This window comes from Microbacterium sp. A93 (genome assembly GCF_051842835.1).
In genome coordinates, this window is the sequence record NZ_JBPXMT010000010.1 from 299,091 (window position 1) to 314,146 (window position 15,056).

At 70.2% G+C, this 15,056-nt stretch carries 15 protein-coding genes; all 15 read right to left on the reverse strand.

Going from position 1 to position 15,056, the window contains the following annotated elements; genetic code table 11:
• Nucleotides 1–87 precede the first annotated feature (87 nt).
• On the reverse strand, nucleotides 88–918 hold the full coding sequence (locus ACSU1G_RS24220; RefSeq protein ID WP_439282576.1) for a class I SAM-dependent methyltransferase: 831 nt from the start codon (nucleotides 916–918) through the stop codon (nucleotides 88–90).
• Nucleotides 915–1,871 carry a bifunctional riboflavin kinase/FAD synthetase gene (locus tag ACSU1G_RS24225; protein WP_439282671.1) on the reverse strand — a complete coding sequence of 319 codons (957 nt, stop codon included), beginning with the start codon at nucleotides 1,869–1,871 and terminating at the stop codon, nucleotides 915–917. The genes ACSU1G_RS24220 and ACSU1G_RS24225 overlap by 4 nt, the downstream gene beginning before the upstream one ends.
• Nucleotides 1,872–1,914: 43 nt before the next feature.
• A complete protein-coding gene (locus ACSU1G_RS24230; protein WP_439282577.1) occupies nucleotides 1,915–2,397 on the reverse strand; it encodes a hypothetical protein in 483 nt (160 codons plus the stop codon).
• Nucleotides 2,390–2,749, reverse strand: coding sequence for a hypothetical protein (locus ACSU1G_RS24235; RefSeq protein WP_439282578.1), 360 nt, complete (start codon nucleotides 2,747–2,749; stop codon nucleotides 2,390–2,392). Before ACSU1G_RS24235 ends, ACSU1G_RS24230 begins: the two co-directional genes overlap by 8 nt.
• Complete coding sequence (truB, locus tag ACSU1G_RS24240; RefSeq protein WP_439282672.1) at nucleotides 2,746–3,732, reverse strand: tRNA pseudouridine(55) synthase TruB; 987 nt, start codon at nucleotides 3,730–3,732, stop codon at nucleotides 2,746–2,748. Before truB ends, ACSU1G_RS24235 begins: the two co-directional genes overlap by 4 nt.
• A 32-nt stretch (nucleotides 3,733–3,764) precedes the next feature.
• The gene (gene rbfA / locus ACSU1G_RS24245; protein ID WP_439282579.1) at nucleotides 3,765–4,238 is read right to left on the reverse strand and encodes a 30S ribosome-binding factor RbfA; all 474 of its coding nucleotides are present in this window, start codon (nucleotides 4,236–4,238) and stop codon (nucleotides 3,765–3,767) included.
• Between the two features lie 64 nt (nucleotides 4,239–4,302).
• Entirely contained in the window at nucleotides 4,303–7,203 is a 2,901-nt protein-coding gene (gene infB, locus ACSU1G_RS24250) for a translation initiation factor IF-2 (protein WP_439282580.1), read from the reverse strand.
• A 134-nt stretch (nucleotides 7,204–7,337) separates the two neighbouring features.
• A complete protein-coding gene (locus ACSU1G_RS24255) occupies nucleotides 7,338–7,649 on the reverse strand; it encodes a YlxR family protein (RefSeq protein ID WP_439282581.1) in 312 nt (103 codons plus the stop codon).
• A 61-nt stretch (nucleotides 7,650–7,710) separates the two neighbouring features.
• A complete protein-coding gene (nusA, locus tag ACSU1G_RS24260; protein ID WP_439282582.1) occupies nucleotides 7,711–8,679 on the reverse strand; it encodes a transcription termination factor NusA in 969 nt (322 codons plus the stop codon).
• Complete coding sequence (gene rimP, locus ACSU1G_RS24265; protein WP_439282583.1) at nucleotides 8,680–9,285, reverse strand: ribosome maturation factor RimP; 606 nt, start codon at nucleotides 9,283–9,285, stop codon at nucleotides 8,680–8,682.
• 108 nt (nucleotides 9,286–9,393) lie between these two features.
• Complete coding sequence (locus tag ACSU1G_RS24270; RefSeq protein ID WP_439282584.1) at nucleotides 9,394–10,185, reverse strand: sulfite exporter TauE/SafE family protein; 792 nt, start codon at nucleotides 10,183–10,185, stop codon at nucleotides 9,394–9,396.
• Between the two features lie 2 nt (nucleotides 10,186–10,187).
• Nucleotides 10,188–11,966, reverse strand: coding sequence for a proline--tRNA ligase (locus ACSU1G_RS24275; RefSeq protein WP_439282585.1), 1,779 nt, complete (start codon nucleotides 11,964–11,966; stop codon nucleotides 10,188–10,190).
• A 55-nt stretch (nucleotides 11,967–12,021) separates the two neighbouring features.
• On the reverse strand, nucleotides 12,022–12,882 hold the full coding sequence (locus tag ACSU1G_RS24280) for a hypothetical protein (RefSeq protein ID WP_439282586.1): 861 nt from the start codon (nucleotides 12,880–12,882) through the stop codon (nucleotides 12,022–12,024).
• Nucleotides 12,883–12,944: 62 nt separating this feature from the next.
• Nucleotides 12,945–13,877, reverse strand: a complete 933-nt coding sequence (locus ACSU1G_RS24285) for a GNAT family N-acetyltransferase (protein ID WP_439282587.1) — start codon at nucleotides 13,875–13,877, stop codon at nucleotides 12,945–12,947.
• Nucleotides 13,831–14,994, reverse strand: coding sequence for a flavodoxin-dependent (E)-4-hydroxy-3-methylbut-2-enyl-diphosphate synthase (gene ispG, locus ACSU1G_RS24290; RefSeq protein WP_439282673.1), 1,164 nt, complete (start codon nucleotides 14,992–14,994; stop codon nucleotides 13,831–13,833). Before ispG ends, ACSU1G_RS24285 begins: the two co-directional genes overlap by 47 nt.
• Nucleotides 14,995–15,056 lie beyond the last annotated feature (62 nt).

Here is a 15,056-nt window from a genome sequence, read left to right on the forward strand (position 1 = left end):
CCGCGATCATGAACGGTGACCCCGCCACCGCGGACTACAGCGGGCACCAACCCGACAGTCTAGCAGGACCCGGCGGGACGGCTCCGGTCAGTCCACCCGCGTCCGCACCGCGAAGGTCAGGTACGGCAGCTCGATCGGCTGCCCGGCGGCGAACCCGAGGTGCTCGAACAGGTACCAGTCCAGGTTCGTGGTCATCCTCGCCCGGATGACTGTCCCCGACCGGAGCCAATAGGAACGGGACGCCATCAGCGCGTGCAGGCCGGCCGGCGTCGTGCCATCCGTCCAGTGCACCTGACAGTGCTGCTCCGCGCCGAAGGGCGCGCGAGCGCGCCGCCGGCCCTCCCCGTGCGTCCCGGGGGCGTGGACGTCCCCGGCGTGCATGATCCGGGTCAGCCGGTGCACCCACGGCACCGTGGTGTCCAGCTGGTTCCACACCAGGGCCAGGGTGCCCCCGGGCCGCAGCAGGCGGGCGGCCTCCGCCGAGCCGGCCTCGGGGTCGATCCAGTGCCAGGCCTGGGCGCTCACCGCCAGGTCGAAGGCCCCGGCGGGCAGGCCGGTGCGTTCCGCGGTGGCCTGCACGGCGGTGACGGCCGGCAGCGCGCGCCGCAGCGGTTCCAGCATAGAGGCGGAGGGGTCGACGGCGGCCACCTCCAGTCCGCGACCGGCCAGCAGGCGCGTGAAGAGTCCGGTGCCGGCGCCGAGGTCCACGGCGGTGCGGGCACCGGCGGGGACCATGAAATCGACGATCTGCTCCGGATAGCCGGGTCGCACCGCGTGGTAGTGCTCTCCGCCGGCTTGGAACGCTGCGCCGAGTCTTCGGCGGGCGGTCCCGTCCAGCCGCGGGTCACCGGCCGGCCGGGGCGGGACGGGGCGGGGCGGGGCGGGACGAGGCCGCACGGGACGGGATGGGGTGGTCACGGGCCCGGGACGGCGGCCAGCACCTCTCGGGTGCGCTCCACGTCCTGGGTCATCTGATCGATCAGGGTGGGGATGCCCTCGAACGCCACCATGCCGCGCAGCCGCTCCACGAACTCCACCGTCACGAACTGGCCGTAGAGGTCGAAGTCCTCGACCTGTTCGTGCGGCCGATCGATGACGTGGGCCTCCACCACGCGGGAGACGCCGTCGAAGGTCGGGTTGGAGCCGATGGAGATCGCCACCGGCCACCGGCGCCCGGCCTGGTCGTGCAGCCATCCGGCGTAGACGCCGTCGGCGGGGATCATGCCCTGGACCTCGTCCGAGAGGTTGGCGGTGGGGAAGCCGAGCTCGCGCCCGCGGGCGTAGCCGTGGACCACCTCACCGTGGACGCGGTGCCGGCGGCCCAGCACGTGGGCGGCCGCGCCGACATCGCCCTGACGCAGGGACTCTCGGATCCAGGTGGAGGAGCAGCGGCGGTCCTCACCGAAGTCCGCCACGTCGATGACCTCGAAACCGTACTTCCGGCCCAACTCCACCATGGTGCTGAAGTCCCCGGAGTTGCGGAAGCCGAACCGCACGTCCCGGCCGACCACCACGGCCCGGGCCTTGAGGGCGTCCACGATCACGTTCTTGACGAATTCCTCGGGACTCTGCTGGGCGAACTCGAGGGTGTAGTGGATGACGAGCATGGCGTCGATCCCGGCCCGTTCGATCAGTTGGGCCTTCTCCTCGTAGCCGGTGATGGCCTCCTGGAGGTCGTTGGGGCGGTGCACCACGCGGGGGTGCGGGTCGAAGGTGATGGCCACGGAGACCGCTCCTGCGGTCCGTGCGGCGCGGACCACCTGCTCCAGGACGTGCCGGTGGCCGCGGTGCACGCCGTCGAAGTTGCCGATGGTGACCACCGAGGGGGCGGTGTCCCGGGGCACGGCGGTCAGCCCGTCCCAGTAGTGCATCGTTGTTCCTCCGCTTCGGCTCACCACTCGATTATCCACCCGATCACGGGTGCGGTCGGACCGGCGCCCTGCCGGGGCCCTCGCCCCGGACGGGGCCGCGGGCGGACACGGGGCGGTGCACCAGCAGCCAGGCCATCCCGATCACGGGTAGCACCAGCGGGATGTAGCCGTATCCGGCGCCGAAGCGGCTCCAGACCGTGTCATCGGCGAACAGCTGCGGGTCCAGCACCGTCCACAGACCGATCGCGATCACGCCGAGCAGCTCGATGCCGACGGCCACGAGGGAGACGAACCAGGCGGTCCGCCCCGCCCGGGCCAGGGACAGCGTGGCCACGATGTAGACGGCGGCGGCGAATGCGGAGAGCAGATAGGCCAGCGGCGCCTCGTCGAAGTGCACGAGGATCTGGTAGATCGACCGGGCGAAGGAGGACAGCGCGAAGACCGCATAGACCATGACCAGGATGCGGCCGAGTCCCTGATTGCGCTTCAACGGCTCCGTTCCCGCCGGGGATGTCTTCTCAGCCAAACCAGATCACCTGCATCCTGTGCAACATCACGAAAACGGTGGGGCCCACCGCCGCCATCACGAGGTTGGACCAGCGGGTCTTGTCCGTCACCGCCCAGAGGAAGGCGACGACCGGCACGATCAGCGCCGTGATGACATAGCCCCAGAACTCCCACAGCTCGCCTTGGATGGGCTCGGAACCTCCGCGCAGCAGTGATCCCACGCCGTAGACCAGCAGGAACAGCTCGATGGCGGCGATCGAGAGGATGGAGGAGTCGGCCGGGTGTCTGCGCAGGAACGTCATGGCCACACAGACCAGCAGCGAGAGCGCGCAGATCGCGGTGCCCACCCAGAACCAGGCATCGGCGATCATCCCGCCCCGCCGTCCCGGGGGCCGGTGGAGGGGCCGGACGCGGGGCCGGTGGAGGGTCCGGTTGCAGGGGCGAAGACGATCTCGGGCTTCGCGGAGATCTCCCCCTCGGCGCCGCCCTTGCGGGCCTGGTCGGAGATCAGGGCGACGACGGCCCCGGCCGGATCCTGTGCGGCCACCAGGCCCTCGGTGCCGGTGGCGTGGATCCGCCGCCCGAAGGACAGCTCGGAGGCCTCGTGTCCGGTCAGCTGGCGCACGGGGAACAGCCCGGCGGCGGCGTGGGAGAGCTCGGTAGCGGTGAACCTCACGGCCAGGTCCTCGAGGGTCACGGCGTCGGCCACGGAGAAGGGTCCGACGACGGTGCGTCGCAGTGCGGTGAGGTGGCCGCCGGTCTCCAGGGCCTCCCCCAGGTCTCGGGCCAGGGCCCTGATGTAGGTCCCGGTGGTGCAGTCGACCTCGACGTCCACGTCCACCGTGGTGCCGTCCGCGGCGCGGTGGTATCCGGTGACCTCGAAGCGGTGCACCGTGACCGGCCGGGCCGTCAGGTGGACGTCCTCGCCGGCCCGGACGCGCTGGTAGGCTCGCTGGCCGTCCACCTTGATGGCGGAGACCGCAGAGGGGACCTGCTGGAGGTCGCCCGTGAGGTCGGCGATGGCGGCGGCCACCCGTTCCGGGGTGACGGCATTGGCCAGCCGGGTCTGCACGACCTCACCCTCGGCGTCGTCCGTCACGGTGGTGACCCCGAGCCGGATGGTCGCCAGATAGGTCTTGTCGGCGCCCGTGATGGTGGTCAGCAGCCGGGTCGCCTTGTTGAACCCGATGACCAGCAGTCCGGTGGCCATCGGGTCGAGGGTGCCGGCGTGGCCGACCTTGCGGGTGCCGGCCAGCCGGCGCACCTTCCCGACCACGTCATGGGAGGTCACGCCGGCTGGCTTGTCCACGAGCACCAGGCCGGAGGCCTGGGTGCCGGGAGCGCCCGGGGGCAGCTCCCGGCTGGGGCCCCGCTGGGAGGTCCCGCTCAACGGGCCGTGTCCTCGTTCCCGTCCGGGCCGGCGTCGGCCTCTGCCGCTGCCTCTGCATCCTTCTTGTAGGGATCCGCGTCCCCGGCGAAGGTGGCGTTCTCACGCAGCCGCGCCAGTTCGGCATCCTGCTCCCTGGCCGCCGCGAGCACCTCCTCGAGGTGCGCGGCGGACTCGGGGATCTCGTCCGCCACGAACTCCAGGGTCGGGACGAGCCGGATGGTCAGTTGACGTCCCACCTCGTGCCGGAGGGCACCGTGGTTGGCCGCCAGGACCTCCCGGGCCCCCTCCGACGCCGCAGCATCGCCGAGCACCGTGTAGTACACGGTGGCGTGCTGCAGGTCGTTGGTCACCCGCACCTCGGTGAGGGTGATGGCCTCGGCCCGATCGTCCTTGACCCGCTTGCGCAGGGCCTCGGCGACCAGGACCTTGATTCGTTGGGCCAATCGGGCCGCGCGTGCCTGATCCACCATGGGCTCAGTCCTCTCCTACTCGTTGTGACTGTCGTTGTGACTGCATTCGAACCACGGCGTCGGTTCAGACGCGCGGCTTCTCCTGCATCTCGAAGGTCTCGATGACGTCGCCTTCCTTGACGTCATTGAAGCTGCCCAGGCCGATACCGCACTCGTAGCCCTCGCGGACCTCGGTGGCATCGTCCTTGAACCGGCGCAGGGACTCGATCTTGAGCTTGTCCGCCACCACGTTGCCGTCCCGCACGAGGCGGGCGGAGGAGTTGCGGCGGATGAGCCCGGAACGGACCAGGGAACCGGCGATGCTGCCCCACTTGGAGGACCGGAAGACCTCGCGGACCTCCGCGGAGCCCAGCTGGACCTCTTCGTACTCCGGCTTGAGCATGCCCTTCAGAGCACTCTCGATGTCATCGATCGCGTCATAGATCACCGAGTAGAAGCGCATGTCCACGCCTTCCTTGTCGGCAAGGTCGGTGACACGCTCGGCCGGACGGACGTTGAAGCCGAGGATGATGGCGTTGTCCACGGTGGCCAGGTTGACGTCGTTCTGCGTGATGGCACCCACGCCACGGTGGATGACGCGCAACTGGACATCGTCGCCGACCACGATCTCGAGCAGGGAGTCCTCGAGGGCCTCCACGGCGCCGGAGGCGTCGCCCTTGATGATGAGGTTGAGGGTGTCGATCTTGCCCTCGGCCACGGCCTGGTCGAAGTTCTCCAGGGAGATCCGCTTGCGGCGCTTGGCCAGCATGGCGTTGCGGTCCGCCGCCTCACGCTTCTCAGCGATCTGGCGGGCCGTGCGGTCGTCCTCGGTCACCAGGAAGGTGTCACCGGCACGGGGCACGGAGGACAGGCCCAACACTTGGACCGGACGCGACGGCGGCGCCTCGGTCACGGTGGTGCCGTCGTCGTCGAACATCGCACGGACACGGCCGTGGGCGTTGCCCACCACCATGGTGTCGCCGACGCGCAAGGTGCCGGACTGCACGAGCACCGTCACCACTGCACCGCGGCCCTTGTCCAGGTTCGCCTCGATGGCCACACCACGGGCACCCTTGTTCGGGTTGGCGGTGAGCTCGAGGGCGGCATCCGCGGTGAGCATGATGGCGGAGAGCAACTCATCGATGTTGAGGTTGTTCCTGGCGGAGACGTCCACGAACATCGTGTCGCCGCCGTACTCCTCCGGCACGACACCGTACTCGGCGAGCTGGCCACGGATCTTCTCCGGGGACGCTTCGGCCTTGTCGATCTTGTTGACCGCCACCACGATCGGCACGTTGGCCGCCTTGGCGTGGTTCAGGGCCTCCACCGTCTGCGGCATGACGCCGTCATCGGCGGCGACCACGAGCACGGCGATGTCCGTGACCTTGGCACCACGGGCACGCATGGCGGTGAACGCCTCGTGGCCCGGGGTGTCGATGAAGGTCAGGCTGCGGTCAGTCTCACCGTGCTTGAAGTCCACCTGGTAGGCACCGATGTGCTGGGTGATGCCGCCGGCCTCGCCCTCGATGACCTTGGTGGAGCGGATGGCATCCAGCAGACGGGTCTTGCCGTGGTCCACGTGACCCATGACGGTGACCACTGCCGGGCGCTTCTCGAGGTCGGCCTCGGTCTCGGCCTCCTCCTCGGCGTCGAGGTCGATGTCGAAGCCCTCCAGGAGCTCCCTGTCCTCGTCCTCCGGGGACACGATCTCGATCCGGTAGCCGAGTTCCTCGGCGAGCACCGAGAAGGTCTCCTCATCCAGTGACTGGTTGGCGTTGGCCATCTCACCGAGCTGGAACAACACGGTCACCAGCGAGGCGGCGTCCGCATTGATCTTCTCGCCCAGATCGGACAGGGAGGAACCGCGGCGCAGACGGATGACGGTCTCGCCGTCACCACGGGGGACGCGGACGCCCCCGATCTCGCGGGTACGCGACTGCTCCATCTCCTGGCGCTTTGCACGCTTCGACTTGCGCTGCTTGCCACGCGGACCGCCACCGCGGCCGAACGCACCCTGAGTGCCACCGCGGCCACCGCGGCCGGCACCCCGGGGGGGACCACCGGGACCGCCGCCCGGCGCACCGCCGGGGCCGCCACCGGGACGGCCACGGCCGCCGGCACCCGGACGGGCGGCGGCGGGCTGCGGCTTGTTGATGTGGCCCGGCATCATGTTCGGGCTGGGACGTGCCCCACCGGGACGAGGAGCACCGGCACCGGCAGCGGCGCCCGCACCGGCCGGACGCGGAGCACCCGGGCGGGGACCACCAGCACGCTCACCGGCATCAGGACGTCCCGAGCGCATGCCCTGCTTGGGCGCGAACGGGTTGTTGCCGGGGCGAGGACCACCGGGGCGCGGGCCACCGGGACGCGGACCACCGGGGCGTTCGCCGCCGCGCTCATCGGCACGGGGAGCGGACTGCTTGGACGTGAAGGGGTTGTTGCCGGGCCGCGGCGCGGCCGGCTTGCTGGCGGCCGGTTTGGCGCCGCCCGGCTTGGGTGCGTCCGGGCGCGACGGGGCGGCCGGCGTGGGTGCTCCCGGGCTCGCCGCGGCCGGGGTGTCTTGGGCAGGGGTGTCCTGGGCGGGGCTGTCCTGCGCAGCCGCAGCAGGCTGCGACGGAGCGGGGGTCGCCGGACCCGGGGTGGGTGCCTTCGATGCAGCAGGGGCAACCGGTGCTGCCGGCTTCTCAGCGGCCGGGGCAGCGGGCTTCTCGGCGGCCGGCGCGGCAGGCTGGGCGCCCGGCTTCGCGGTGGCCGGTGTGGAGGGCCTTGCGGAGGCCGGCGCGGACGCGGGCTTCCCTGCGGCCGGCTTGGCGGGTGCCTTCGGAGCGGCGTCCGCATAGGCGGAACGCAACTTCTTGACCACCGGGGGTTCGATGGTCGAGGAGGCGGAACGAACGAATTCGCCCATGTCCTGAAGCTTGTTCAGGGCCTCCTTGGATGAAATGCCGAGCTCTTTGGCGAGCTCGTGGACGCGGACCTTGGCCACGGTTCTCCTGTTCTGGTCCGCGTCGTGGCCTCGAGGGGAGCCTCAGCAGCTCCCTCGGGCCGTGTCAAGCGGACCGTAATGACGGGTGGTGTTCATCGTTGGGCACTCATCGTGTGGTGCTCATCGGGTTTCCATCAGATCTCTGACCCGCTTTCGTTGTCGGTCTTCAGTGCCGGTGTCCCCGGGCGTGCAGCCAGCAGTCCGGCCAGGGAGGTCGCATCCACACGGCCTCGGAAGGCCCGGTTGAATGCGCCCCGTTTCAGGGCCACCTGCAGGCAAGCATCATCCGGATGGAGCCAGGCCCCTCGGCCCGGCATGCGGCGGCGCCAATCGGGAAGCACGGATGGGGCACCCGCGACTCCGTCCAGCACCAGTCGCACCAGCTTGGTGTGGTCCTCTTTCCCCCGGCATCCGATGCAGGTGCGCACCGGGGTGTGTGCCTGCATGAACACGCCTGCTTACGTCAGGAGAGGGAAATGGACCTCACCCAGTCTACCCCAGTCCGTCTCAGCCGGCGTCCTCGCCGGCGATGTCGATGCGCCAGCCGGTCAGCTTGGCCGCCAGGCGGGCATTCTGCCCCTCCTTGCCGATCGCCAACGAGAGCACGTCCCGCGGCACGATCACGCGTGCCGAGCGGGTGGCCTCGTCCACGATCTCGACCGAGGTGACCCGCGCCGGGGACAGTGCGGAGGAGATGAACTTCGCCGGGTCCTCGTTGAAGTCGACGATGTCGATCTTCTCGTCGTTCAGCTCGCTCATGACCGCGCGGACGCGGGAGCCCATCTCACCGATGCACGCACCCTTGGCGTTGATGCCGGCCTTCGTCGCCTTCACCGCCATCTTGGTGCGGTGTCCGGCCTCGCGGGCCAGGGCGAGGATCTCCACCGACCCGTCCGCGATCTCGGGCACCTCCAGTTCGAAGAGCTTGCGGACCAGCCCGGGGTGGGACCGGGAGAGCGTGATCGAAGGCCCTTTGAGCCCGCGGTGCACATCCACCACGTAGGCACGCACCCGCAGCCCGTGGGAGTAGTCCTCGCCGGGGACCTGCTCCGGCGGCGGCAGCACGGCCTCCACCGCCCCCAGGTTCACCTGGATCATGTGCGGGTTGTTGCCCTGCTGGATGAGCCCGGAGATGATCTCGCCCTCCCGGCCTTTGAACTCACCCAGGATGTTGTCGTCCTCCTCGTCCCGCAGGCGCTGGAGGATGATCTGCCGGGCGGTGGAGGCGGCGATGCGACCGAACCCCTGCGGGGTGTCGTCGAACTCACCGATCCCCTGGCCGGCCTCGTCGATCTCGGTGGCCCAGATGGTCACGTGGCCGGACTTGCGGTCGATCTCCGCGCGGGCACGGGGCAGGGCCCCCGGAGACTTGTGGTAGGCCACCACCAGGGCCTGTTCGATGGTGGGGATGAGGCGGTCCAGAGGGATCTCGCGCTCGGCCTCCAGCATCCGCAGGGCGCTCATATCGATGTCCACTCAGACCTCCGTGTTCAGTTCTCCGGTGGCGGCACCAGCGCCGCCGCGGGTCAACTCTACCTGCACTTGAGCCGGTCCCAGACGGTCGTAGGCGTGCCGTTCGGGCTCGCCCACCTTCGCCGGCATCCCCTTCTTGGCGCCCGGCCGCACGGGGATGAGCACGACGCCGGCCTCGTCCGCGGCCTGGATCCGTGCGGTCAGCGCGGGGCCGGGTACAACGGCAGGATCAGCGGCGGGTTCCGCGCCGCTGCCGGGTTCCGCCAGGATCTCCACGGTGACCAGGCGCCCCACGTTCCGCCGCCAATGACGCGGTTCCGTCAACGGGCGGGAGACCCCCGGCGTCGAGATCTCGAGCTCATACGGTTCGGTGCCGAGTCCGGGCAGGTCCTCCCCCGCCGCGTCCAGCGCGGCCGAGACGGTCCGGGCGGCCTCGGCCAGTTCGTCCAGGTCGAGTCCGTCGGTGCCCTCCGCGCGGTCCACGACGACCGTCAGGATCCGCTGCGCGGGTTCACCGCCCACGGTGGCGGATTCCAAGTGCAGTCCGAGGGTGTCGACGGCGGGCCGGACCAGCGCGTCCAGTCCGGTGGCGTCAGGGGATGTGTTCATGGAGTCCATTCAAACGCATTCGGGCCATCCAGGCCCACTCAGACCCCTTCAGGCCCCCTCAGGCCCGCTCAGGCCCGCTCAGGCCCGCTCAGGCCAACACGGGCCCGCTCAGGTCCATTCAACGATCAGGTCGTAGCCGAGCTTGGCGATCAGGACGAACACCACCACGAGGAACACGATCCGGATGAAGCCTGAACCGCGTTGGATGGCCATCCGTGCCCCGAGGTAGCCGCCGATCATGTTGGCCACTCCGAGGACCAGACCCAGCCCCAGCAGGATGTGCCCGGAGGGCAGGAAGAACGCGATGGCCCCCACGTTGGTGAAGAGGTTCACGATCTTGGCCTTCGCCGAGCCCTGCAGGAACGTGTAGCCCAGGACCGCCACGAGGGAGATCACCAGGAACGTGCCGGTGCCCGGCCCGAGGACGCCGTCATAGAAACCGATCACCAGGCCGATGACCAGGGCCACCACCAGGTGGCGTCGGCCCGTGTACCGCAACCCCGAGTCCCGGCCCAGCTGCGGTCTGGCCGCGGTGAAGACGGCCACCCCGATCAGGGCCGCCACGATGACGGGCTTGATGACCTCGGCCGGCAGCAGTGTTGCCACGATCGCCCCGCCGAAGCTGCCCACCAGAGCGACCACGCCCATCGGCAGGGCCGTGGCCAGGTCGGGGTGCACGCGCCGGTAGTAGGTGATGGCGCTCGTGGTGGTCCCGAAGACGGAGCCGAGCTTGTTGGTGGCCAACGCCTGGACCGGGGTGATCCCGGGGACCATCAGCAGCACGGGCAGCTGCAGCAGCCCTCCCCCGCCGACCACCGCGTCGATCCAGCCGGCCGCGAACCCCGCGAGGACCACCATCGCCAGGGTGGCGAGGGTGATCTCCTCGAGGCCGGTCAGCACGGTCAGCCCCGGATGATGCGTGCGAGCGTCTCCGCCGCCGCGTCCACCGGGACGTTCACGGCCTCGCCGGTCTCGCGGTCCTTGACCTCCACGAAGCCCTCGGCCAGGCCACGGCCCACCACCACGGAGGTGGGGATGCCGATCAGTTCGACGTCCGAGAACTTCACGCCGGCGGAGACCTTCTTCCGATCGTCGTAGAGGACCGTCAGCCCCTGTGACTCGAGCTCGGCCACGAGCTGCTCGGCGGCGGCGGAGATCTCCTCGCCCTTGCCGGTGGCCACCACGTGGATGTCGGCCGGTGCGACCGCGCGGGGCCAGACCAGGCCCTTCTCGTCGTGGTGCGACTCGGCCAGGGCCGCCACGGCGCGGGTGACGCCGATGCCGTAGGAGCCCATGGTCACCACCACCTGCTTGCCGTTCTCGTTGAGGACCTTCAGGTCGAGGGCTTCGGCGTACTTGCGCCCGAGCTGGAAGATGTGGCCCATCTCGATGCCGCGGCGGGTGTGCAGCGGGCCGGAGCCGTCCGGCGCGGGATCGCCGTCGCGGACCTCGGTGGCCTCGATGACCCCGTCCCAGGAGAAGTCGCGGCCGGCCACGAGTCCGAAGACGTGCTGCTGCGGCGCGTTGGCACCGGTGATCCAGGCGGTGCCCGGAGCGATCCGCGGGTCCACGAAGAACGGCATGCCGGAGCTGTTGTTCGGGCCGATGTACCCCTTGACGAGGGCGGGGTGCTTGGAGAGGTCCTCCTCGGTGGCCTGCTCCACGCCGGGCTCACCGGCCACCTCGAGCAGGGCACCGATGCCGGCCTCGAGCCGCTTGAGGTCCACGTCCCGGTCGCCGGGGAGGGCCACGATGAACTGACGCCGTTCATTGCCGTCCAGCACAGCGGTGAGGACCACACACTTCAGGGTGTCCGCGGCCGCCCACTGGCCGCCGTCGTCGAGCGGTGCCAGCTGGTTGGCGACGTCCACGAGGGCGGCGATGGTGGTGGAGTCGGGGGTGTCCTTGACCTGGGCGGCCGGCAGGGCGGCCATCGCCGCCTCGTCCAGCGAGGCCGGGGGCACCGTGGTGACGGCCTCGACATTGGCGCGGTAGCCGGCGTCGGACTCCACGAAGGTGTCCTCACCGATCGGCGAGGGATGCAGGAACTCCTCGGACTGCGAGCCACCCATGGCGCCGGCCTGGGCCCGCACGGGGACGACCTCCAAGCCCAGCCGGGCGAAGATCTTCAGGTACGCCTCACGGTGGGCGGCATAGGCCTGGTCCAGGCCGGCGTCGTCCACCGTGAAGGAGTAGGAGTCCTTCATGATGAACTCGCGCACGCGCAACAGTCCGGCCCGGGGGCGCGCCTCGTCACGGAACTTGGTCTGGATCTGGTACAGGTACGCCGGCAGGTCCTTGTAGGAGGAATAGTGGTCCTTGACCAGGAGGGTGAACATCTCCTCGTGGGTGGGGGCCAGCAGGAAGTCGGCACCCTTGCGGTCCTGGACCCGGAAGAGGGAATCGCCGTAGTCGTCCCAGCGGCCGGTCCTCTCGTAGGGCTCCTTCGGCAGCAGGGCCGGGAACTGGACCTCCTGACCGCCGATCGCGTCCATCTCCTCGCGCACGATCGCCTCGACCTTGTTCTTCACCCGCAGGCCCAGCGGCAGCCAGGTGTAGGCACCCGGGCCGGACCGCCGGATGTACCCGGCGCGGACGAGCAGCTTGTGGCTGGCCACCTCGGCGTCGGCCGGATCGTCACGCAGGGTGCGCAGGAAGAGGGTGGACAGGCGCAGGGGCACGTCGGGGCTCCGTTCGAAGGGGGTGGAGGTGAAGGGGTCGTGAAGTGAGTGGGTGCTAACCGTCGAGCTCGGCGCGCAGGGCGTCGATGAGCTCCACGCCCTCGGCCGCGGACCGCGGCTCGTCGCCACCGGCGGCGGTGCCGGCGAAGCTGATCAGCCGCTCGCCGTCCTGGACGTTGACGGTGGTGGAGGTGCTGTTGCCGGCTCCAGCCGGCAGGGAGGCCCCCTCCACGGACACGGTGGTGCCGACGGTGACGGCGACTGCGGCGTCACCGGCGGCCTCGACGTCCTCCACCGCCATGGTGGCTTCCGCGGTGAGGCCCTCTCCCATCTCGAGCGTGTAGCTGGGGCAGGCCTCGGCGTAGTCGTTGAAGGCCGCCATCGCAGCGGCGGCCTGATCTGCCTCCGGGTACACGGACACGCTGAGCATGTCCGAGGTAGCGCCGCCGGTCTCGGTGGTCTCCACCACCACGGCACCGGTCATCTCGGTGTCCTCGGGCAATTCTGCGGTGGCGGAGGCCTGGCCCTCCGGGCCGCACTCGGCCGGGGTGACGGTGACCCCCTCGGTCAGGCCCTGGGTGGACTGCTGCAGCTCCTCGAGCTGGTCGCCGGAGACGATCTGGGCCTCGTCCCCGAGGACCGTCTTCAGCGCCGCCTCGATATCCCCGGCCTCGTCATCCGGGTCCGAGCTGCTGGCGGACGCGCTGGGTGAGCCACTGGGTGAGGCACTGACCGAGCCCTCTCCGGAGGCAGTTCCGGCGGGCGACGCGCTCTGACTGGGGGCCGGCGCACTGGAGGAGGCACCGGAACCGCCGTCGTCGGTGCCACTGCACGCGGCGAGGGTGAGGGCGAGCAGGCCGAGGCCGGCGGCCGCGGGGAGGGTGGCGGCTCGATGTCTGCGGTGCTGGCGGTTCACGTCTGGTCCCCCTGTGGATGCGGCCGGTCTTCCCGTCTGGCTAGGAAAAGCATAGGCCACCGCTAGAGCAATACCGTGGCGAAGGTGCCGACCTGTTCGAACCCCACGGTCCGGTAGGTCCGCAGGGCGGCCGTGTTGAAGCTGTTGACGTAGAGGCTCACCCAGGGGGCGATGCCGCGGGCGTGCTCGGCCACCGCGGCCACCGCCGGGGCCGCCAGGCCCCGGCCCCGGTGTTCCGGGGCCACCCAGACGCCCTGGATCTGCGAGCACTGGGCGGACACCACGCCCAGGTCGGCCTTGAAGCGGACCTGGCCGGAGTCGTCGAGGTCCACCAGCGACCAGCCGTTGCGGATCAGGTCCTCCACCCGCAGCCGGTACTGCACGGCCCCGTTCAGCAGGGGGGAGAAACCGAGCTCCTCCTCGAACATGGCCACGCAGGCCGGCAGCACCACGGAGTACTCGTCGGTACGGGACGGGCGGACCCGGGGCGAGGGCTCCACCGCGGGGGCGCCGGGCAGCACCATGAGCGGCTGGTTCTCGCGGATCTGACGCGCCTGCTGAGGGCCCCGGGAGAGTTCCTTCCACAGGTGCAGGACGGCCTCCCGCGGGCCGTAGACGGAGGCGAAGCGGCGGTGCAGGGCGGCCAGCGCCACCCCGAACAGGGCCCCGGACTCCGCGGTGGCCCCGATGGGCACCACGTTCGCCCCCACCCAGCAGGCAGCCTCCAGGGCACCGGGGCGCCCCATGGTGGCCGGGGAGCCCGCCCCGGAGATCCCGAGGAACAGGGATCCGCCGGAGCGGACGGGCGAGGCGTCCCGGCCCTTCTCGAGCATGGACTCCACGAAGCAGTTGGCCACCGGATCGCTGGCAGCCAACGCAGTGAGGGCCGTGGTGTCGGCGTGGCTCAGGACGCGGACGGCGCCGCCGGTGGCCCGGCGGACGGCATCGTCAGGAGACGGAGACCACGGGCGGGCCCTGGACAGGATTCTGGCCATCAGCGCCCTCCCCACCTTCCTCGTATCCGGATTCCGCGGCGAGACGGCGGGCCTCAGCCAGCAGCGTCTCCACGATCTGGTCCTCCGGGACCGTCTTGACCACTTCGCCCTTGATGAAGATCTGGCCCTTGCCGTTGCCGGAGGCCACCCCGAGATCGGCCTCACGGGCCTCACCCGGTCCGTTGACCACGCAGCCCATGACGGCCACGCGCAGCGGGACGGTCAGGTCCTTCAGGCCTTCAGTGACCTCATCGGCCAGCGAGTAGACATCCACCTGGGCCCGTCCACAGGAGGGGCAGGAGACGATGTCCAGCTTGCGCTCGCGCAGGTTCAGTGACTGCAGGATCTGCAGACCGACCTTGACCTCCTCCACGGGTGGGGCGGACAGGGAGACGCGGATGGTGTCCCCGATGCCCTGGCCCAGCAGGTAGCCGAAGGCGGTGGCCGACTTGATGGTGCCCTGGAAGGCGGGGCCGGCCTCGGTCACGCCGAGGTGCAACGGCCAGTCGCCGCGCTCAGCCAGCAGCTCATAGGCGCGGGACATGATCACCGGGTCGCTGTGCTTGACGGAGATCTTGAAGTCGCGGAAACCGTGTTCCTCGAACAGGGAGGCCTCCCAGACGGCGGACTCCACGAGCGCCTCCGGGGTGGCCTTGCCGTACTTCTTCAGCAGGTCCGGGTGCAGCGAACCCGCGTTGACGCCGATCCGGATGGACGTGCCGTGGTCCGAGGCCGCCCGAGCGATCTCCTTGACCTGGTCGTCGAACTTCCGGATGTTGCCCGGGTTCACGCGCACCGCGCCACAACCGGCCTCGATCGCCGCGAAGACGTACTTCGGCTGGAAGTGGATGTCCGCGATCACCGGGATGGTGGACTGCTTCGCGATGACGGACAGGGCCTCGGCGTCCTTGTCCGTGGGGCAGGCCACCCGCACGATGTCACAGCCGGCGGCCGTCAGCTCGGCGATCTGCTGCAGCGTGGCGCCGATGTCATGCGTCTTGGTAGTGGTCATGGTCTGGACCGAGACCTGGTGGTCTGAGCCCACCCCGATCTTGCCGACGTGCAGCTGCCTCGTCTTGCGGCGCGGGGCCAGGACGGGCGGTGGTGCGGCGGGCATGCCAAGACGGACGGGCAATTCAAGACTCCTGATGGGGTTCGGGGAGGGGTTGCTCTGGACCC